Origin of the sequence: Paenibacillus whitsoniae, assembly GCF_003955665.1 — a bacterium.
GTDB lineage: Bacteria > Bacillota > Bacilli > Paenibacillales > NBRC-103111 > Paenibacillus_E > Paenibacillus_E whitsoniae.
This window is the reverse complement of sequence record NZ_RXHU01000013.1, coordinates 19,461-40,542: the sequence shown is the minus strand read 5'-3', so window position 1 is coordinate 40,542 and position 21,082 is coordinate 19,461. Positions and strand designations below refer to the sequence as shown.

General features: G+C 51.9%; 16 protein-coding genes. 5 read left to right on the top strand and 11 right to left on the bottom strand.

Annotated features, from left to right (window positions below; genetic code table 11):
* The first annotated feature begins 8 nt into the window (after positions 1 to 8).
* Both EJQ19_RS03915 and EJQ19_RS03910 read left to right on the top strand, forming a co-directional pair.
* Entirely contained in the window at positions 9 to 2,165 is a 2,157-nt protein-coding gene (locus EJQ19_RS03915; protein WP_126139890.1) for a sensor histidine kinase, read from the top strand.
* Positions 2,140 to 2,841 (top strand): response regulator transcription factor, encoded by a 702-nt coding sequence (locus EJQ19_RS03910; protein ID WP_164716300.1) that lies wholly within the window; start codon positions 2,140 to 2,142, stop codon positions 2,839 to 2,841. Before EJQ19_RS03915 ends, EJQ19_RS03910 begins: the two co-directional genes overlap by 26 nt.
* Before the next feature lie 68 nt (positions 2,842 to 2,909).
* On the opposite strand, the gene EJQ19_RS31705 is transcribed toward EJQ19_RS03910, so the two are convergent.
* A complete protein-coding gene (locus tag EJQ19_RS31705) occupies positions 2,910 to 3,068 on the bottom strand; it encodes a hypothetical protein (protein ID WP_164716299.1) in 159 nt (52 codons plus the stop codon).
* Positions 3,069 to 3,211: 143 nt separating this feature from the next.
* Here EJQ19_RS31705 and EJQ19_RS03905 point away from each other — a divergent pair, with 143 nt between their 5' ends.
* On the top strand, positions 3,212 to 3,970 hold the full coding sequence (locus tag EJQ19_RS03905) for a peptidylprolyl isomerase (RefSeq protein ID WP_126139888.1): 759 nt from the start codon (positions 3,212 to 3,214) through the stop codon (positions 3,968 to 3,970).
* Positions 3,971 to 3,993: 23 nt separating this feature from the next.
* Positions 3,994 to 7,065, top strand: a complete 3,072-nt coding sequence (locus EJQ19_RS03900) for a peptidase domain-containing ABC transporter (RefSeq protein ID WP_164716298.1) — start codon at positions 3,994 to 3,996, stop codon at positions 7,063 to 7,065.
* A gap of 78 nt (positions 7,066 to 7,143) precedes the next feature.
* Here the strand turns inward: EJQ19_RS03900 and EJQ19_RS03895 are convergent, their stop codons facing one another.
* Genes EJQ19_RS03895 through EJQ19_RS03870 form a run of 6 tightly spaced genes read right to left on the bottom strand, consistent with a single transcriptional unit; the run spans position 7,144 to position 15,575 of the window.
* The gene (locus EJQ19_RS03895) at positions 7,144 to 7,998 is read right to left on the bottom strand and encodes a diguanylate cyclase domain-containing protein (RefSeq protein WP_126139886.1); all 855 of its coding nucleotides are present in this window, start codon (positions 7,996 to 7,998) and stop codon (positions 7,144 to 7,146) included.
* Positions 7,995 to 10,085 carry a cellulose biosynthesis cyclic di-GMP-binding regulatory protein BcsB gene (locus EJQ19_RS03890; protein ID WP_241242721.1) on the bottom strand — a complete coding sequence of 697 codons (2,091 nt, stop codon included), beginning with the start codon at positions 10,083 to 10,085 and terminating at the stop codon, positions 7,995 to 7,997. Before EJQ19_RS03890 ends, EJQ19_RS03895 begins: the two co-directional genes overlap by 4 nt.
* Positions 10,086 to 10,108: 23 nt before the next feature.
* A complete protein-coding gene (locus tag EJQ19_RS03885; RefSeq protein ID WP_126139885.1) occupies positions 10,109 to 11,359 on the bottom strand; it encodes a glycosyltransferase family 2 protein in 1,251 nt (416 codons plus the stop codon).
* A complete protein-coding gene (locus EJQ19_RS03880; RefSeq protein WP_126139884.1) occupies positions 11,359 to 12,921 on the bottom strand; it encodes a hypothetical protein in 1,563 nt (520 codons plus the stop codon). Before EJQ19_RS03880 ends, EJQ19_RS03885 begins: the two co-directional genes overlap by 1 nt.
* Positions 12,922 to 12,943: 22 nt before the next feature.
* Entirely contained in the window at positions 12,944 to 14,428 is a 1,485-nt protein-coding gene (wsfD, locus tag EJQ19_RS03875) for a glycan biosynthesis hexose transferase WsfD (protein WP_206438361.1), read from the bottom strand.
* A 22-nt stretch (positions 14,429 to 14,450) separates the two neighbouring features.
* Positions 14,451 to 15,575: a hypothetical protein gene (locus tag EJQ19_RS03870; protein WP_126139883.1), complete on the bottom strand. Its 1,125-nt coding sequence runs from the start codon at positions 15,573 to 15,575 to the stop codon at positions 14,451 to 14,453.
* Between the two features lie 132 nt (positions 15,576 to 15,707).
* Between EJQ19_RS03870 and EJQ19_RS03865 the strand changes: the two genes are divergently transcribed.
* Positions 15,708 to 16,679 (top strand): serine hydrolase domain-containing protein, encoded by a 972-nt coding sequence (locus tag EJQ19_RS03865; RefSeq protein WP_126139882.1) that lies wholly within the window; start codon positions 15,708 to 15,710, stop codon positions 16,677 to 16,679.
* A 32-nt stretch (positions 16,680 to 16,711) separates the two neighbouring features.
* On the opposite strand, the gene EJQ19_RS03860 is transcribed toward EJQ19_RS03865, so the two are convergent.
* From EJQ19_RS03860 to EJQ19_RS03845, 4 genes are all read right to left on the bottom strand, one after another.
* On the bottom strand, positions 16,712 to 17,485 hold the full coding sequence (locus EJQ19_RS03860; RefSeq protein ID WP_164716297.1) for a CPBP family intramembrane glutamic endopeptidase: 774 nt from the start codon (positions 17,483 to 17,485) through the stop codon (positions 16,712 to 16,714).
* A gap of 228 nt (positions 17,486 to 17,713) precedes the next feature.
* A complete protein-coding gene (locus tag EJQ19_RS03855) occupies positions 17,714 to 18,418 on the bottom strand; it encodes a DUF7002 family protein (RefSeq protein ID WP_126139880.1) in 705 nt (234 codons plus the stop codon).
* Positions 18,415 to 19,227 (bottom strand): adenosylmethionine decarboxylase, encoded by an 813-nt coding sequence (gene speD, locus EJQ19_RS03850; protein ID WP_126139879.1) that lies wholly within the window; start codon positions 19,225 to 19,227, stop codon positions 18,415 to 18,417. The genes EJQ19_RS03855 and speD overlap by 4 nt, the downstream gene beginning before the upstream one ends.
* Before the next feature lie 90 nt (positions 19,228 to 19,317).
* A complete protein-coding gene (locus EJQ19_RS03845; RefSeq protein WP_126139878.1) occupies positions 19,318 to 20,544 on the bottom strand; it encodes an MFS transporter in 1,227 nt (408 codons plus the stop codon).
* Positions 20,545 to 21,082 lie beyond the last annotated feature (538 nt).

Sequence of the window (21,082 nt, the reverse complement as noted above, 5' to 3'; positions counted from 1 at the left end):
GGAGACAAATGAGAATTCTCGCAAGCTTGCTGTTCAGCCTCCTCTTATGCTACAGCACGGCAGTTGCAGCTTGGGCCGCGGAAGCAGGGGCGGCAACCCCCACGCTCACGTCAAAAAAAGACTTGCGGCAATGGCAGCCGCGGGAAGGCGAAATTGTCGACCTGAACGGGCCCTGGACTTTGTATTGGCAGCAACTGCTTACTCCGGAGCGTATTGCAAACGCTCCCCAGTTAAACGCATTGACGGTTTCCATCCCAGCCCAGTGGAAGTCTTACACGATGAACGGACAAGTTTTATCCAATGAGGGGTATGCGACGTATCGAATGATATTTACATTATCCCAAGAGGCTGCGCAGCAGCCGCTCGGATTGTATGTGAACAATGTAGCTTCCGCATATCGTCTCTGGGTCAATGGCCAAGAATTGAACGGCAACGGCATCGTCGGTACAGATGCCTCCCTTATGGTTGCAAGAAGCTACCCCAAGGTGCAGTTCTTCGTGCCCCACAGCGGGGACAATGAGATTGTCATCCAGGTATCCAATTTTGCTCAAAGAACGGGCGGGCTCTGGGAAAGTATTCATCTTGGCGACGCAGAAGTCATCGCTTCCAAGCATCGGGGGAAGGTCATGATTTGGACCTTGATTACCGGCTGCTTGCTGCTGATGGCCGTGTTCTCCACCTTCCTGTATCTTGCCCGCAAACAAGACCGTGCCGCTTTATGGTTCGGCGTCATCTGCCTGGCGATTTGCTTGAGGTCATCGCTGCTTGGAGAATCCTACGCTTATGTGCTGTTCCCATGGCTGTCCTGGGAATGGGGCGTGAAGCTGGAGTACTTGTCCGAAATTGCCACGATCCTTAGCTTAGCTGCTTTTGTGAATAAGCAGTATCCCGAAGAAGCGATCCGCCGCAGCTTGCCTCTTTCCACTGTCGCTTTAAGCGGGTTTGCCGTATTTGTGCTAGTGACACCTGCCAAAATATATACGCAATATATGGTTCCCTACGTTATCATGCTGCTGCTTCCCGTTTTCCTCTATGCGATGTACGTCTACCTGCGTGCCGCTTTGCGTCGAAGAACAGGCTCGCGAACGAATATGATTGGCTTTATCGTATTTTTTGCCGCTGTTATTGAGGAGATCCTGTACTATGTCGGGTATCTCCGGTTCGGCGGGCTCGTATCCTTCGGACTACTCTTCTTCCTGCTCACGCAATTGCTGAATTTATCCTTGTTGTTTACAAGGGCGGTTACTCAGTCGGAGCTGCTTTCGAACAAACTCGATCAAGTCATTGCATCGCAAGAAGCGACGATTAAACAGCGCACCTCCTCTCTGCAAGCGTTGAACCTCCAACTGGAGCAGGGCAATCAGGAGCTAGGCCGCATCGAACTTGCACGCAGTACACTGCTAGCCGAAGTGTACCATGACTTGTCCACGCCGATTACAGCGATCAAAGGTTTATCGAAAGGGATTAAAGCTGGGGTCATTCCCCGGGAAGAGGCGCCCACCTATGCAGGGCGAATCTACGAGCGCAGCTTGATGCTTGAGCGGCTGATTGACAATGTCATTGAACTCAGCAATTTAAGAACGGGGGAAGTTCAACTGCAGCTAACAAAAGTCCCTTTGCTGCCTTTCTTGCACCAACTAACGCATCGCTATGCCCCGGAAACCGCCGCACAGCACATGACCTTGACTTGGGAGGAGCCGGGCTTCACAACCCCACCGAGCAAGGAGCTGGTCGTCCGGCTGGACCGGTTTCGCTTTGAACGAGTATTTGCCAATCTGATTTCAAATGCCGTCAAATACACACCGGGCAATGGGGCTGTCCGCGTATGGGCCGAATTTCAATCAGGCTATGACGATCATGAGCAAGGGCACGCGATCATCCATGTGAGCGATTCCGGCATCGGCATCCCTGAAGCCGAATTGCCGCATATCTTCAAGCATCGTTACCGGGTTCCCGGAAGTAACAACGCTGCTGGAAGCGGACTTGGGCTCGCGATTTGCCAGGAAATTGTGGCTCGACATGGCGGCGAAATTCGTGTGAACAGTACGCTAGGTGTAGGAAGCGATTTTTACATCAAATTTCCGGCCGCATTTGAGGCAATCACCGACGATTCTAATGAAGGTAAGGAAGGAGACGCACATGGACACACGCATTCTGCTCGTTGAAGACGACCCGGACATCTGTGATCTTGTCGCCATTTATTTACGAAATGAAGGCATGCGCGTTGACGTCGCTATGCATGCGGAGCAAGCGCTGGCGCTTTTCCAGCAATCGGTGTATCACCTGGTTGTTTCGGACATTATGCTGCCGGGGATGGACGGCATGCAGTTTGTAAAGCAGATTCGCAGACACTCCGACCTTCCCGTCATTTTCTTGACCAGCAAGAAGGAACCGCAGGATATTATCGCAGGGCTTCAGATCGGCGGCGACGATTATGTGACAAAACCGTTCGAACCGGAAGTGCTTGTGGCCAGGGTGCAAGCCGGACTTCGTCGTTACCGTACGGCGACCGCCTCCGAACACAGCGGCGGCGACGTATGGAAGGACAGCTGGCTGGCTGTCCACAAAAATCAGCTGGAGGTCCTTGTGGATAACAAGCCGATTGCGCTTCCGGCCAAAGAGCTTCAACTGCTGCTCATGCTGCTGGAGCGACCTTCGCAAGTGTTCAGCGTTAACCAAATTTACGAGCGGATTTGGGGCCTTGACGGCATCAGCGATGAGCGCACAGTGATGGTTCACATTCACAATCTTCGCAAGAAGATCGAAAAAGACCCCGCACATCCCGTTTACATCAAGACGATCCGCGGCTTTGGATACAAGTTCGGCGGACTGCAAGGATAAACGTATTGACATGCTGAAAAAGCCCCGGCCTCTTTTCTAAAAAGGCGCGGGGCTTTACTTTGGCCAGATTACGGACGAATTGTTACTTTCTTGATGATAGGTTTTGTGCCTGTGTGCAAATCTCCACCTTGCACATCTTTAAGCTGCTGCTCGGACAACTCTTCTGACAAGTCAGTCAATTCGACAGATTCCACCTGATCCAGTTTCTTTTCCGTATTTTCAGCCATGTCTAACCCCCCTCTCATAATGGCCAGATTATACTTCAAGAAGTTTAAGTTTTGTTTAATTCCTCAAAAATAAATGAATCGCCATTCACCAGCCCACATGCTAGAATGACACTACAAAAGCGAAAATTGCGAGGGATGGATGCTTGGATACGACAACTTATACAGCCATTCAAGTTCAAAATAAAACGATGAGCTTGCAGCAGTTGCTTCAACGATTGCGCATCAATCCCGCTTGGGCGGACCCTGATCGCTGCAAGCGCGATCTTGTTCTTATTTGCTGGGCCGAATCGGAAGGGCTCACAGCGGCGAACCCCGATCTGCAAGCGGCGATCACACAGTTTCGTCGAGTGAACAAGCTATATACCACAGCACAAGCAAGTGCATGGCTGGAAACTCACGGTATGCGTTTGGAGGATCTCATCGACATCTTGAAGCCTCAAGTTCTGCACGCGGATTTGGCCCGTCATGTTATCTCGGAAGATCGTATTCGACGGCGATTCATAGAAACAGCGCCCCTCTACGACACCGCTGAAATCTCCCGCATCGCGACGAATGATTTCGGGATCGCCCAGGAGCTGCTTTTTCAAGTTGAAGACGGCGCTGACTTTCATGTCCTTGCGCGCAAGTATTCAACTGATTTGGCCACAGCCAAATCCGGAGGCTACGCGGGAGTTGTAAGTCGGGCTGATCTGGAGTCTGAAGTGGCGGCTGCCGTATTCAGCGCTGCACCGGGAGACATACTGGGTCCTTTTGAACGGAAACGCGAATTTACTCTCATTTATGTCGAAGCCCTATCTCCAGCTGAATTGAACGCGGACGTTGAAGCCAGGATTCGTGAAGAGCTCTTTCAGGAGCAGTTTACCACCTACCAGGCTTCACTGGACATTCAGGAATTTGTATAAGATTAAGATAAGGAATGACGCATGTGACCGAAACTAATGCTTCTGATTTACACCATATTCCATTGTTCGATATGTTAACCAATGAGGAATTGAAACTGCTTTCCCGGCAGTTGAAGCCTGCTTCTTATGCAATGGGGCAGACGATCATAGATAGATCAGAGCCGCCTGACGCTTTATACATCATTGTCGAAGGCAGGGCCAGGAAGATCGGTCTCAATCAGGCAGGAAAAGAAACGAATCTCGGCTTGCTGCAGCCCGGGGACCACTTCGGAGAAAACAGCCTCTTCGGCAGTGAGACGCCTACTGCCATCACGATCCGTGCTTCAACCCCGCTCGAAGTGCTTCGCCTGAACCGAGACCAGTTTAAAGAGCTTGTTGAAAGACATCACGAACTTGGCGCGTATTTCCGAAAATATATCGATTCAGACGTCATTCGTACGTTTCTGAAAAACAATACGCTGTTTACGCACGTCGACCAAGCTGCATTGCGCTCGCTGCTCGATCGTCTGGACATTTGCACGTATGAACCCGATGCTTGTCTGGTACGGGAAGGCGACCCCGGGGACGCTTTCTATATTCTAAAAACCGGAACAGCGCTTGTTGAGCGCGGAGCGGAGGCCGCTATTGTCAATCAGCTGTATCCTGGAGACTTTTTTGGCGAGCTGGCTTTGTTGACCGGAGAACCGCGGAAAGCGACAATCCGCGCTGCTGAACCCGTCACTGCCTTTCGGCTGGGCCGTGACGACTTTGGCGCGCTGGTTACACAATTTCCGCGAATTTTGGAAGCGATCCGCCCGATCGCCTCTCACTACTCGACCCAAGCGATGACGGTGATCCATGCGCCCGAGCAGGCCGAGCAGAACGTCCAGTCGGCAAACGTTATGCCGCTACCGGACCATTCCGAGCCGTCGCCAAGAATGAGCCTCAGCACGTGGTTCTCCTGGAAGCGCCGACAAAAATACCCTGCGCTGCTTCAGCAAAGCGAAATGGACTGCGGTCCGACTTGCTTGACGATGATCGCCCGTTATTACGGACTGAATGCCAGCGTGAACCGGATGCGAGAGCGCTGCAACGTCGGTGCGGAAGGCACTTCCATGCTGGGATTGATCGAAACACTCGAATCGATTGGTTTCTCAGCCAAAGGGCTAAAAACGACAAGCAGCGTCCTGCATGAGCTAAAAATACCGTTTATCGCCCATTGGAACGGCAACCATTATACCGTTGTTTATGAAGTCGGAAAGAATCACCTGCTTGTCGCCAATCCGGCAATGGGCTACCTCGACACGGTGCCGCTGGACACGTTCAACAACCATTGGACAGGACTCGTCATTACCTTGGAACCGAACGAGCCACTGGCTAATCTGGACGATACAGAAGTGCTGTGGAAACGGTATCTCGCACATCTGAATCCTTCCCGCAAATTGCTGCTGTCTACACTCGGCTTATCCATCTTGACCGAATGTTTGCTGCTGGTGTTTCCTGTCATGTCGCAGCAAATCTTCGATCGCGTGCTGGACACCGCAAATTGGTCACTGTTTCATGTCATGCTGCTGGGGATGCTCACGCTCGTCCTATTCAACGCCGGCTTTATCTTCCTGCGGCAGAAGCTAATCGGAAAGCTGGCCTACGCGGTCGATCACTCCATGCTGGAGAGCTTCTATCGTCAGCTGTTCCGTCTCCCCTTCTCCTATTTCTTCAAAAGAACCTCAGGAGATATTCTCACGAGAGTCTACGAGAATGAAAAAATTCGCAGAATGATGACGGAGCATGCGATTGAAATGGTGCTTGATGGGCTGACCCTGCTCGTGTATGGTGGGCTCATGGTTTATTATCATCCGATTCTTGCCCTTGTTTCCTTTGCGCTCATGCCGTTATATTTCACCCTCTATGCTGTGATGCTGCCACAAATGCGCCGCAATTTTCGCAAGCAGATGATTGCGGAAGGCGAGTCTCAGACGCAAATTGTGGAAGCCGTGAACGCGATTGCAACAGTGAAAGGGCTCTCCCTGGAATCGTTTATCCGCAGCAAGCTGATGGCCAAGCTCAACCGCCTGTTCACGCTCCGCCTGGAGGGCAGCCGACTGGAAGCTGTTACCAGAGCTTGCTCTTCGGGGTTGCGTTCGATTAGCAATGTCACCCTGCTCTATTTAGGTTCACGTTACGTGCTGACAGGTCAACTCTCCATCGGGGAGTTAGTCGCTTATACCGTGCTGTTTACGTCCTACCAATTCGCGCTGGAACTGATTTCCCAACGCGGCGGCGAGCTCGCCGAAGCTCGTATTTCCATGGAACGGCTAAACGATGTATTTGAATCGACGCCCGAACATCCGCACCCTGAGCAAATGCGCATGCTGCCATCGATCCAGGGTCATATTCGATTTGACAAAGTGTCCTTCCGCTATCACCGCGGCAGCAGCATGATCCTGCAAAACCTTGATCTTGAGCTGAAGCCGGGACAGACGGTTGCCCTGATTGGCCGAAGCGGTTCCGGCAAATCAACGCTTGCAAACCTGCTGCTCAAGCTGCTTGAGCCATCGAGCGGCGAAATCTACGTAGACGGCTACCCACTGCGCTCGGTTCATGCGGCTTCCATCCGCAAGCAGGTCGGTGTTGTTCAGCAGGAGACCGTCTTATTCAAAGGGTCTGTCAGGGACAATATTGCGATGAACGGCGAGGAAATCAGTCTGGAGGAAGTCCGGCGGGCAGCGCAATTGGCAGGCGCGCATGCGTTCATTGAATCGCTGCCGCTCGGCTACGATACGATGATCGGCGAAGGAGGCCTCCGCCTCTCCGGCGGCCAGCGCCAACGCATCGTCATTGCGCGAGCGCTCGTTCACAATCCGCGTATCCTCATCTTCGATGAGGCCACAAGCGCCCTCGATACGGAGTCGGAGCGGATCATCCAGACGAACATGAGCGAGATGCTGCTGGGCCGCACGACACTCATCATTGCGCATCGGCTCAGCACGATCCGCCAAGCGGACTTGATTGTTGTTTTGGACCAAGGCTCCATTGTGGAAAGCGGCACGCATGAGCAGCTTGTTCGCCAACAAGGGATGTACCATCACCTTCTACAGCAGCAGTCGCTTTCTTAATTGAGTAAAATGAGATGTCGAGTGCAGCACATGCCTCCAAAAATAAAAGCCCCAGCTACGCTGAGGCTTCTTTCTCTTTTACACATCGTATTCGAGCTGCTTTTTCGCTTGGACGATAAATTCGAGGGGGTTCGTGATTACCTCAGGATCGTATTCGACAGCACCCATTTTCAAGATGAGTCCGACACGGTATTTCTCCGCATATTCGCCGCGGTTCCACTCGTCGACGGTTTTACGGAGACGTTCGATTACAATGGAAGCACCCGCTCGATCCGTGAACAGCAGCATGCCCCACATCGGGTTGTCTTTGTTCAATAAATAAAGCGAGTCGTTCGTCCGAATGCTGGTCTGGCTGATTTTCGACAGGTCATGAATCGCTTCCATCAGTTGATCGACGCCGATCATACGCCGGATTTCATCCCAATACTTCACGCTGATGACCATGAGGGTCAGCGGGATCTGGTAGCGTACGGAAAGCGCCATGAAAATGGTCGCATCCGTTTGGAAAGAAAGTGTATTTTTCAGGCTTGTCTTGGGATCGACAGTCGCGAGCGAATCGTTTTCCTTTTGCAATTGCTCGTTTTCCGCTTGCAGTTGACGGTTGCCTAACGTGAGCAGCCAGGTCGAAACGGTGAATATGGGCGTCATGATGAGCCAAAAGTAATTTTGCGTGCCAATTACGCCGCCGACCACAACAGTCTGGTATAACGTGTACGTACCATAACCAAAAATGAACAGGATGTTCAGGATCAACCCGGTCGTCATGGTGGTGAAATACGTAATGACCGCAATGAGAAACGCGATATTCAAGAAAATAATATTGGCCAAGTAAAGGTTTGGATTACTTGACGTAAACATGATACTGATCAAGGCAGCTAAAATAAACAGCAAAAATGCAGCGTCCGAGACGATACTGCTTCGAAAACGGCTCATCGTTGATCCCTCCGCTTCCTGTTCGCGTATTTGCGAATCATGAGAATGAGAGAGAGAATAACGAGCAAGGCAACAAGACCTGCTGCGATCATAAAGCCGAGGACGTCCCTTCGCGCGAGCACATTGTTCAGCGCTGAGGATGGCGCGGCTGAAGCCTCTTTTTTGAAGCGAAACGCTTGAATATTGCCGTCGACATCCGTCACCGCCCCATCTCCGTACACTTTCCACAGCGATCCTTCCGAGCCGATGAGCTTGGAAGCCATATATACATATTCCGGCTTGCTTCCAGTTATCGCGAGAAAGCCAAGCCCCTGCTCGTAAGGCGAATCGATCAGCTGCAGCGTCCCGATCCGCTGACCGTAACCGGATTCAATGCTCATTTTCTCATTAGAGACAATGCCCTGCCCGGACCCATCATATTTAAAATACAGCTTATCGTTGTTCGCGGCGATCACTTCGTTGTCTTTGTAGCTGCCAATAGCAATAATTTGGCGCCCTTTCAGTTGATCGGCAGTAGCACCGCCCTCGACATAGCGGATCGAGCCTGTATTCGTTTGCGCGTAGCGGCCCAGCAAGTTAAACACATTGGTCAGCGTCTCATATAAGTACGTGTCGCGGGAATTCGGCAGAACTACCGTCACCTGATTGTAGCTGCCATCGCGCAGAAGCGGATACGGATAGTTGTTGAAGAGCAGTTCCGTCCGGTCCTTCGTGTTGAGCTGCAGCATCGAATCTTTCTCGATAAATGCCCAAGGCATTTGATCTTCGTTCGTGATACAGCCTGCATTTTTCATTTCGAGATCAAACGCCGCTTTCACGGTAAAATTGCCGCTGATATTGAGCGACTTCGGAATCGTCAAATCCATGTGATCGCCGTCGGCCAGTTCGCTGGTCAGCTTTTTACTGCCGATAGGCGTATCGTTGACCAGAATCGTGATGAGCGAGCGGTCAAAATCCAGATTGCGCGCGTAACGGAAATTGATCCGCATTTTACTAGCGTCCGCGATGGAGCGATTCCCGGGTAAGGTAATAAAATACGCTTTCTCCCGATGGCGGTCTCCGGTAAGCTTGTCGCCGGTTTCCGTCAATGGCACATTGCGGCTGATCGTAACCGCGGGCGTATCCACTTCCGTGCTGTCCACAACTTCTTTGCGGGGATTGTCGATTTGGCTCAGCAGCTCCTGATTTGCACCGAGTCGCCCCGCTTTAATCAGCAGCGCTTCGTTTGCGGACGTGATGACAAGTATTTTGTGCCCGTTCAGTACAACCAATTGCAAGATGGCTTTCTTCGTCAAGTCCTCTGCCGGAATCGCCGCCTTGACCTCTGCCGGAAGATGGTCATAGCTGCTGAGCAGTATGAGGGCGTCTTTCGTTTTCGCCAAATCCGACGTATACGTTACAAGCGGAATCGGCTTGTCCGTGACCTGATTCGATTTCGCAAAGCCAGAGAGCACATACGTCGCAGCTTCCAACTCGGTTGGGGTGCTGTCCGGCATCACGGCAATGGCATTGAGACCGTTCGTGACGGTATCCTGCCCGATAAAATGAAGCTGAAAGTCCCGTATGCTGTCCGAAACCGGTTTGATCGTATAATTGACGGCAATCCGCGACGATTTAGCAATTTGCAGCCAGCTGTCCCGATAATCCGTCGGCAAGCATGCATTTTGCGCAGCGGGAGCCGCTGTCTCCAAGTGCCCCTGCACACTCAGCGAGTTCACGCCATTCACGAGGAGAGAAGCAGGAACCGACACATCGAGCTGCTGCTCCGGCTTGTCGGCAAGCTTGGGCCGGAAAGAATACACCGGGGTATCGTTCACATATAACGTAATGGAAGAACGTTCATTTTGCATAAGAGGAGAAAACTTGTAATCCAGATGAAGGTCGGCACTAGCCACGTTCCAATAGCTCTCAACGCGAAAAAATTGTTGAGCATATGTATAACCGCCTGTCAGCGAAGTATCCGACAGGTGTGTCTGCATCTGCTTGAGGTCGTTGGCATCTGCCTCTGCCCATGCTGCAGGTATCCATAATGGCGTCAATAATAACAAACAAAGGGTCGTTCTCAGTATGCTTCGATGCAACATCATGTTCAACTCCGATCGATCATGCCCTAGAAACGCTCAGTTTTATACCATTTTGCTTCTCGTTTAAAAATGACGTCTTTGATGTAGGCGTACATGCCGTAAGCGGCCACAACCATCCACATCTGACAATACGACACATACATCAGCACAATAATCCATAGGTTGGAAAGTCGCATTTCCCCTTTTTCCGTAACTAATGTAATGAAAGTGCCGACAATAAACAGCGTGATGGCGAGAATCCAAAGAAACGAACTGAAGCTGGCAAGGGTCGTTGTCACATAGCCTAATGCGTGAAGAATCAACAGACTGTCCGACATCACCAGAGACGTTAAGAGCAGAAAATAAATAGATAAAAAATAGCAAATATCAAAACGTATACGCTTGGCAGCGGGATGGAACAACAGCGGAATGTTTTTGACAATGACGTAAATGTTCCCCTTCGCCCACCTCGTTCTTTGCTTGAACCACACCTTCACGGTCTGAGGCTCTTGCTCCCAAGTGACGGATTTCGGTTGAAATTTAATGCGATATCCCATCAAATAAATGCGGAACGAAATCTCCGTATCCTCCGCGATCGCTTTAATATCCCACCCTCCGATATGTTCGATAATGTGGCGGCGCATAATGAAGTTTGTGCCCGGGATCGTGCACAGCTTAAACAGCTTCCAGCGCCCGGCCTGCGCCATCCATTGAAAGGACAACGTCTCAATATTGATAAAACGCGTCAGCAGACTCGCGTCGCGGTTCCGCGTACGGAATTTGCCGATGACCGCGCCAAGACTTGAATCCTGCGTAATCTCCGCGACAAGATAGCGAAGCGCTGTCTTCTCCGGCGTATTGTCTGCGTCATAAATCGCGATCAACTCGCCCTTGCTTAGCCCAAAACCCAGATTTAGCGCATTGGATTTGCCTTTGCCGCCGGTAACGGCATCGGTGTTGAGGACAATCAGATTGCGTCCGACATGCTTCAATTTCAGCTTCGCCAACAGCTCGCTGCTGTTGTCGGAGGAATTATCGTTAATGACGATGATTTCATACCGGTCATGCGGATAGTCCAGCGCGAGCAGCGCTTCCACCGTCTGAACGATAACTTTGCCTTCATTATGGGCAGGTACCATGATCGAAACGAAAGGAGGTTCCCCTACGATCGGAGGAACCGGTTTGTTCTCAATTTGCATGTAATACAGATAGCCTGCCACAATCAGGATAATATTAATCAGCAAGAGTGACCAGATACAAATAACCGCGATGAGCATTAAAATGTCTGCAAGTGTCATCAGGATCTCCAGGGTTGTTCGTATTTTCGTTTGTAAAGCCGATGTCCGATAATGATAAAAATGCCAAAGAGGAGCAGCGTCACTACGATCAGCACAATCAAAATATTATTCTGTACGGAAAAAAGCGTTGTTAAACTTTGCGGGCCTTCCTGCACATACACATGTGCGCTGTCTACGTCCTGAACCTGATCGTTAAGATGAACCCCCGTTCCATTTATGGCTAGATGACCGCTTACTGAAGAGAAGACGTTAGTTGGCGTATGAACCGTATGCACCTCGTTTTTATAATCAGCAAAGGTCGTCCAATTGGACGTGATCGCATCGAGCCTTTTGTTTAGTTCATCCGTATCATCGGTAAATGTGTAGACAAGCGTTGTGTTGAGCGGCAATAGATTCGTTGCCGTACGGCTGCCTCCATAGGCTGCAAGCTCCGCCTCGCTTATCGTATAGGCCGCGGAGGCGAATGTCGAAGACGTATTGGTCTTTTCGCGATACCAAGCCTTTTTATTGGGATACACAATGCCGGAGTCAAAAAACGAAAGGGCATCTGCGGTATATTGCTTGTCATAGCTCCAATACATTTCTGTCGCGATGCCTAAAGGCGCAATACCGGATGAGCCCAATTGATTCAGAAAGCTGCTCATTTCATTCGGAAGCTTGAGCGCGGCCGGCGGGCTCGTCGAATCCACGATCGGCGTCTGGACAACGATGCTGCCGTTGCGCGCCTGAATATGCTTGAGGGTTTCCATATACCGCTGCATAGCGGGATAATCCCAGTTGCCGAACGTGGGCTGCACGCCCGCGATAAACGGAATGCCCGCATCGTACAAGCGATCAGCCATCTGATTGACAAGTGCAAGATTGGAGAACGGATAGATCCCTTCTATCATCACATAGGCCTGCGAGGCGGTTTGAACGCCAAGCCAATCTCGGAGCAGATAAGCGGCCGACCATTCCGTCAAATTGCCCTTGGTCATATACGGGATATAAGCGAACAGCCCGCTCCGAACCCCGAAGGGCGCCTTCAGATTCAGCTTTTCCGACGTCAATGATCCGTATGCTTGCCCTTCGTAGGAGGTCAGATAGGAAATGTCGTTAACCGGTATCAGAACCTGCTGGAGCTCGTCGATTCGAATGCTCGCATAATCCTGATCAAGTCGCTTGTCCTGAATATGCAGCGCTTGGCGCACCCGATCCGTAAGCCCTCCCCCAATCTGCAGCAAGCTACCAGTGAAGCCGTTCCAATCTCTCGCCAAGTCCGCCGGCAAATCCGGGATCTCATCCGCTTTATTGCGGACAAGCACCGCCTGGTCGAAGCCGTTGATGTCGCCTTGCTTGTAAGCTTCCAAGCTCATCGCCGTCACGGAAACGCTGAATCCGGCAAACAGCCTCTGCATCGCTTCGATATTGCCCTCCTGTGGGGTGCCAATCGCTAAACTGTCGTATAGCATCAGCACCGACTTGGGTTGCGAAGCGGTTGCCGCCGTGTCGGCCGCAGCCTGGAGCGGGATGCTTAGCAGACAGCTCAATACCAATAGCAGCGCCATGATTTTCGATTTCAACAGGAACTCCCCCTTTCATCCGCTACATTGCCGCTTGTACAGGTGGTGACTCTCTCACAGTCCACAGCTGCTTGACAATCAGATCTCTCACCGTCACCAGCGTCACCAGATCGAAAGCAAGCGTGAATAAAAATTCATGTTTGGCCAAGTCTGCGTCGCCGGCGCCGATAATCGATACAACAATGCCTGACAGGCCAATGAGAATTAAAGCCAGCATAAGCGGAAGTTTAATCGCATAGCGGAATTGGCGGGTACGAATCGCCGTCACGAAAGAAGGAATGTACAAACCGACGACGAGCATAATCCAGAGCGCAATAAAACCGAACGTTTTCGGCGCAAGAGCTTCTTTCAGCAAGCTGTATCCTGAGAAAAACGTCGTGTGCGCCCCGAACGGTTTGCCCACCGACTGCTCGTAATTCCCCATCGCATTCGGCCGAATGCTGAAACCGTCACGGGCCGCAATATTCAGCATTTGCACCGCTTGTCCCGGATGTGTCGCATAGTACGTCAAGATGGAGCCGAATCCGTATTTGCTGAAAAACTGCTCCTCAAATTCCTTGGATTCGACATCCATTGATTTGTAAGGTTCGAAGTATTCTTGCCCGTTCAATATCGCATATTGCTTGTCAATGCCGAAGCTTGCCAGCGTTTGTTCCGGGTTGGTCGAGCCCATCAGCACGCCGCGCGTCATTGCATGAAATTTATTGATATTGACGAACTCCTTGGGAATCAGGACGTAGGTGCTAATCCCGACGCCGATGAAAGCTACAAGCAGGAACGCGGTAATTGCTCGGTAGGAGCGCTTTTTCCGAATAAAGATCAGCGAGACGCCGAATAAGGCCATCACAATGCCAACTGGCGCATTTTGCTGCTTGCTGGCTGTCAGGATCATAGCGCTCGCCGCAAACAGCCCCAGCATGACATAATCGTTGAAACGCCCCCTGTACAGCAGCAACCCGCTGGCCACCATGAATATGGTCATGATCAGCATGACGCTTTCCCCGTAAAAGGAGTTAAAATACGCCGTATAACCCGTATCCCCAAATACAAAAATAACGATACCCGCAATGATGTAGCCGCGCAGCCTCGGCTGCTTCCAGGTCAACGCCTCGACCAGCAAATAAATCGCGAGTGTGTACAACAAGGTGTAGAGTATCGCCTGAAAACGGATATCGAACGTCGTTGTTCCTGGATGAAGCAGCTTATACAAAAAAACGGCGATTTGAATAAAAGACGATTGTGTGGAGAATAAGGTTGCGCCGTTTTCATTGTAATATTGAAAAATTCCGTACGTTTTGACGAAATATCCGAGATATTGACTGTCATAGGCAGGGTCATTGAAATACATCCCATTGCTGTACAATATCCGGAAAAAGTCGCCGTTATCCGCCATACCAATATAGGGAGGCATCAGCAGTGCGATCACGGTTATGATCAGCACGCCCGCGGCGGCTGCGGTCGCCGGTGTCATGACGCGAAGCAGGTTTTCCATGATGCGTTTTGTCACGGCAGCTCACCTCCTTTATTACTTAGTAGACATAGGCAAGATTAGCCATTAAATTATCGAAAGAATAGGCTTGCCCGCTCATCACGTCACCAAAACCGCCGTTCAGCACGCTGCCGGTGTTATGAATCTGAAAGGCATTCATTTTGGAGATGCTAAGCTGATACAATTCCTGATCTTCCGTCACGGAGCCGATCATTGCGGCAATCGCATAAACGGCGGTAGAGCGCACATCATTCAACGGTTTGCCGTCCAAGGAATAAGCGCCGACGAGCGTTCCTGCTTGCACCTGCGATTTGATAAAATCCAGACTGGTTCGCTTCGCTTCACCAATTTCGGCGAGGTTCAGAATCGTCAGCAGCGATTCCACCGTATTAATCCGCTCGGATTCGTAAGCTTTCGTCTTATAATCGTATCTCGTCTGATACAAAGGAAACGCATCCGACAGATAGCCCCCGGCGGCGATGTGCAGCATCTCGGATTCGAGCTCGCGCTTCTTGCGCGCAGCAACCGGAAGAAGCTCCATAGAGGCGATATCTATGTAGCAGAGTGTGATAGAAGAATTCGTCATCGCATACGTTTCGTCGTAGAAATCCCGCAGGCTTCCGTTCGCAACGTTATAGTTGTACACCTTCTGGCCGTACTGTGTCAGTTCTTCACGATATGCATCGGTCTGAAATGCTTGGCCGGCTTCATCGAGCGCCCGTAAAATGCGAAAATCGTCCACCGTCGCATTCATCGTGTACTTCTTGTCCAGTATCGGGCTGTATCGGTAGCTGAACCCCGATCGGATGTCGAAGATGCGCTTGGCCAGTTGAAACTGTCTGTCAAACTGCTCCCGCTGCCCGGTCAGCGCGTAATAGCGCATCAGAAGCCCCGCTGATTCGCTCAGCACTTCATGCCCCGTCGCCGCGGCGTCGTTTTGCGCTGTATCCTGCAAATTCGTATAGGTGCCGAACGGCCCCGTGAGCTTTCCTGTAATAAATTGCTGCAAGGCGCTGCGTTGTTCGCTTAGCTGAAGCTGAGCGCCATATCCACGGATTGGCTTGCGCTCGTAATTGGCTTTCGCCAATACGGGAAAAGCTTCGCAAGCTGACGTACTCATCAGCACCGTAAGCGCGAGAACGACCATCGTTATTTTCACTCTCATCGACAAGAAAACTCCTTATCTGTTATATCAAGACACATTTCGCGAATGATATACTCGTAGCATACCATAATATAGCCATAGTGTAACACATGGAGTATATACGACAAAAAGGGAATTGAAGGGACGCCGTTTATGCACACAGCTTCCATTACCGACGCGCTCGCGCCGCTGAATCTCACCAGCTGCTTGATCAGCCGGCGCGGCGAAATGATCGTCGAACGATATCGCACCGACGACTTTGCGGGCCAACTTGCACGCACGAACTCGTGCACGAAAAGCTTTCTCTCCGCCCTGCTCTGCATCGCGATGGACGAAGGCTTGCTGCCGCATCCGGATACGCCGATAGCGGCATTCTACCCGCAGCTGCTTCGCGATCCTGACGCGCGCAAAGCAGCCATCACCCTCCGCCATCTCCTCACGATGACGTCGGGCCTTCGCTGGACGGAGTTCGGCGGGCTGAACTCCTTTCCAGCCATGACCCGGACGCCGAACTGGGTCGGCTACGTGTTGGAGCAGCCGCTGGCGGACGAGCCCGGCGCCAGCATGTCGTACAATTCCGGCAATTCGCAGCTGCTTGCTGCGCTATTGGCGGAAGCGGTCGGCATGCCGGTCGCGGCCTATGCCGAGAAGAAGCTGTTCGGCCCGCTGGGCACCCGGGACTACCGCTGGGAAACCGACCCGCAGGGCGTGCATACCGGCGGGTTCGGCCTTTGGCTGCGGCCGGCCGATATGCTGGCGTTCGGCCGGCTGTTCTTGCAAGGCGGCGCGTGGCACGGCACGCCGCTGATTTCGCCGGCGCGCGTGAGCGAAGCGACGCGCGCGGCCATTCCGGCGGCGCCGCAGCCGCCGCGCCGCGGCTTTTATGGGTGGCATTGGTGGACAGACACCTATGCCCCTGAGGAAGGCGGAGGCGCCGCCTTCGATTATTTCAACGCCTACGGCTTCGGCGGGCAGGCGATTTACGTCGTCCCGGCGCTGGACACCGTCGTCGTCCTGACGCACGATGAGCGGAAGAAGAGCAAAATTCCGCTGCACGTCTTTCGCCGTCATATCGCGCCGGTGCTCGCGGAGGCGCTATGGGAACAGCAAAAAGCAGTCCGCTAAGGGACTGCTTTTTTTGCTGTTTCGGAGTCACGTTAAACCGTGACGGGAAAGCTCGCTTTTTTTCTACGGGTCAGTATGACGACTAAATAAAGCCCATAAAGCAAATAGAACACATTTAAGATCGATACAACAAGCACTTCATGGTCTTGCAGCGCAGGGTTGGTGACCTGAGCCAGCGCGTCGTACACAAAATGAAACAAGATCAGCGGCACAATATGGCCGGTTAATTCGATGAGCAGCGCGAGAATGAGGCCGATCAGGAACGCATTGACAACTTGCAGCGTAACCGCCAGCCAGTCCTTGCCAGCTAGAGCATTGGCGATATGCAGAATACCGAATAGGAGCGATGAGAAGCAGATGTAAAATACAGCGCCCCGCGCTTTCAATCTCTCCCGTATCACTCCGCGGAAAATCGACTCTTCTGTATAACCGACAACGAGCGAAAATGCAAAGATCAACATCACTTTGCCTATCGTAAGCCCCGTGTCAACCCCCCCCATCATCGGCTGTACCAGTGCAATGACGAGCAGCGGGATGTAATAAAGCGCTGAGCGATGATCGCTGATCGCGAAAGGCTTAAAGCCGTAAGCAGCCATCGTTCGGTCATTCTTGCGCATCAGCCCAGTGATGATAATCGCCATCACCAGAAAGGCCGCTCCTTGCGCAGCCATAATGCCCGAATCTCCAAGATCGGCAATCGTCGCCGCTGCCGCTGCAATGGAAACTAATAAGGTCAACGCCAAGCCTAGCCCGATGGAGAAAAGAACCGGTCGGCCGCCGAGACGTTTATTTATGTTTTCCGACATGTGAATATCCATCTCCTTACTTGGAATTTACAACAAGTACCAGTATACACGGAAATGGATAAATCAGGAATCCGTTTTTTCAGCATATCAGAAAGTGCATCCTCGAAGCGGCTAAATGCCATCTGTAAACGCGCCCATCCTTGACAGGAGCCGTTTACCGTTGCATCCATTGCGATAGCGAATGCTCCAGCATCTCCGCTAACAACATTCTCTGTCTTTCCCGAGTTACTAAGGTTCGGCCGTCCAAGCCCGCAGCAACGTCCGCTTTGCCTGCCATTCTTCCGGCAATGGGATATCCCCTTCATCGACGTATACCGTTCGGACCCATGAAGCCATTCCTGTGACTTGCCCCTCGACGAGCACTTCTTTAATTTGCGAAGGAGCGGTAGGCACCAGGTTTGCAGACACCTTGCCGAATTGCCCGATCGGCAGCAGCATCTCCGGCGTTTTCCGATAAGAGCAGCTATTTGGATATCGCGGCGAACTGCCGGAGTCGTATTTGGACAATTTCACGCGGTCAAAATGGGCCAGGATCAACGCCGCCGCCTCGCACGCAAGGACGGCAAAACGTTCTCCCAGCTCCCTGCGGCTGTAGGTTTCCAGCATCTTGAGGCAGTCCCGCTTCGTCGGCCAAAAAAAGACATGCCGATCAAGGTATGCCCTAAACTGTTCCGGCGTAACGCCGGGTGCAAACATCGACGGCGCGATCCGCAGATGTGCGTTAATCGTCACCCATTCCTCTGCCAGCCTGATTGTTCTCGGCGTTTCCCGCCGCTCCCCATTTAACCCCGGAGCTGCTTGATGGCTCGCATAAAGCGTATCAAGCCGTACAATAGCCGGCAAATTGCTGACGCGGGTGAAATGATACAGCGTCTTTCGACCTGCCGCTTTGGTAACGGCGGCAACAATGGCTTCTTTGGACGCGTCGCTCACGCGAATACCATATTTTTACCATAGAAAATTTCATCCATTTCCCATTTCACGCTTTTCTCAATTTCGAGCTGCTCCTCCGGACTCAGCGTGTCCTTCGTGTAGCCAAACAAATAGTTGTTCAGATCGAACTCTCTTAGCTTGCATTTGGTGTGAAAAATGTTTTCCTGATACACATTCACGTCAATCATCTGATACATATCCTTGATTTCGTCGGGAATGTAATTCTGGATGGAGCTGATTTCATGGTCGATAAAAAGCTTATACCCGCTGATGTCACGTGTAAAACCGCGGACGCGGTAGTCCATCGTCATGATGTCTGAATCAAACGAGCGTATCAAATAGTGCAGGGCTTTTAGGGGAGAAATTTCACCGCACGTCGAAACATCGATATCCGCCCGGAACGTGCTGATGCCTTCATCCGGATGATATTCCGGGTACGTGTGCACAGTGATGTGACTCGTATTTAGATGCATCACCACCGCTTCAGGCAGCGGCCCCGGCGACTCCTCGAACGACTCGTTCGGAGCCTTATCAATCGGCCCTTCCGACACCAGCATCGTCACGCTAGCCCCTTGCGGGTCGTAATCCTGCTTCGCGATGTTGAGCACATAAGCACCGATGATGTCTGCAACAGTTCTCAAAATCGCTGTTAGCCGATCCGCATTGTACTGTTGATCGATATACGCGATGTACGCTTCCCGCTCTTCCTTGGACTTCGTGAAACAAATATCGTACATGTTGAAGCTGAGCGATTTGGTCAAATTGTTAAAGCCATGCAGCGTCACCCGCTGCTCCGACGTCAATTTCAAGGAAGTTCCCCCTACCTGTCGCGTTACGAACACGAATAATAAAAGCTATGGCTTTAGGATGGGAAGAGACTCTCCCTTTTATTCCAAGCCTTAACGGCTTGACGCCGCCGGAGGATCGCCTTGCTCCAGCACCCGCTTCCCGCTTCCGGTAAGAAGCGGCAGAAGCAGCATCGCGCCAACCGCAAGCAGCCCTCCGCTAATGGCATACACCGTGAAGAGCGAAGTCGCCTCCTTCACATAGCTCCCGAGCAGCATGCCAATCACCATCATCCCCATAAAAATCGGCGTAATCGCCCCGCCGACCCGCCCGATAAACGCGGCCTCTGTGTTCCGCATAATCATGCTTTGAATGCCGATCTGAATGCACGGATAGAACAGCCCGCTGATCACTTGCATGGCGAGGCTCAACACGACGCTGGTTGAGGCGCCGACAATCACCGTACAGACCGCGCTCACCAGCAATCCGATCGTCAGCAGCACCTGCGGTTTGATCTTCTTGGCAACGCCCATAATCGCCATGCCGCCAATAAGCATCGCCGCGCCGTTGATCATAAGCGTCCACTGGATGAACGACTTCTCCATGCCCAATTTCTCCATCACAATAAAAATAAGCAAGGGCTGGATCAGACCCGCCGCCAGCCCTGCCGCCGCAAACGCCGCGCTCAGTACGCGCAGCGCGCGTGTCGCCGCGATGTAACGGACACCGGCTTTCATCTCGGCAAACAGGGTCCCCCTTGCTGCCGTTTGGGATTCCTGCACGTCCCGCGGCAGCGTCGCCAGTGTGAGCGCGGACAAGAGGAAGAACACGAACGTCAGTGCCAGGGAAAGGTGAATCCCGGCCTGAATAAAAATAAATGTGCCGACTAGCGGCCCGACGACCATAAACACCGCCACCAGCGACTGCGACAACGCCATAACGCTTTGGAAGTGCTCGGCGGGCACATGCTTTTTGTACAGCTTGAGTGCGGATGGCTGAGAGAACTGCGATAAGCTTGCAGAGAGAAAGGTGCCAAACAGCAGCGCATACCAACTGCCAAGAGCAAGTGCGGCCCATACCGCCAGCACCGAGGCTGCAGAAATGGCGTCGCTCCACACCATCGTCCGCTTCGGCCGCCAGCGGTCGGCCAGTGTTCCGCCAAGCAGTGCAAAAATGAAAATAGGCGCATACTCGAGCACCGAGATTAGAGAGACGTAAAACGAATCGTTATGCGTTAAATCGGTGACATACAGCAGCACCGCCAAATTGCGAATCCAGATGCCCAATTGCAAAAAGACCCGCGACACGAAAATCGTGCGAACGTACGGATTGGTAAACATAAGAGCTCCTTTTTATTTAGTATTTTACTAATTTACTAAATTAGTAACTGGATGTTATTCTAAAGGAGACCCGCTTTGCGTGTCAAGACAAAAAAACGTTGGCTGGGTGACTTGGGGATGGGGACGGATTGGTCGGTGGCGCGATCGGGCTGGGTTAGGCTCGCGCTCATTGTGTCCGGGCTAGTTGGGTTGGGTTGTGCCTAGCACCCACTCATGCACACGAACCTTCGTCCACCAGCTGCAAAAAATACAGCAAATTGGCATGAAATCGTCAGAATTCCGTTAAATCCTGCATTTCCTACAGTAAATAATCTGCTAAACCTCGATGTAATCGCTTTCACACGTGCTTTGCCGGAAATTTAATGTATGATTTACAGGATTCCTCTACAATCTGGCCTTCATGACGAAATTGCCTGTACATTTTACAGGATCATGTGCGGCGGCAGAGTTCTTCGCTGTCACATTGGCTTTTCCCCCTCCACAAATGGTAAGATATAGGGGGTAGCTCGACAGCAACATCCAAATCCAAACAATGAGG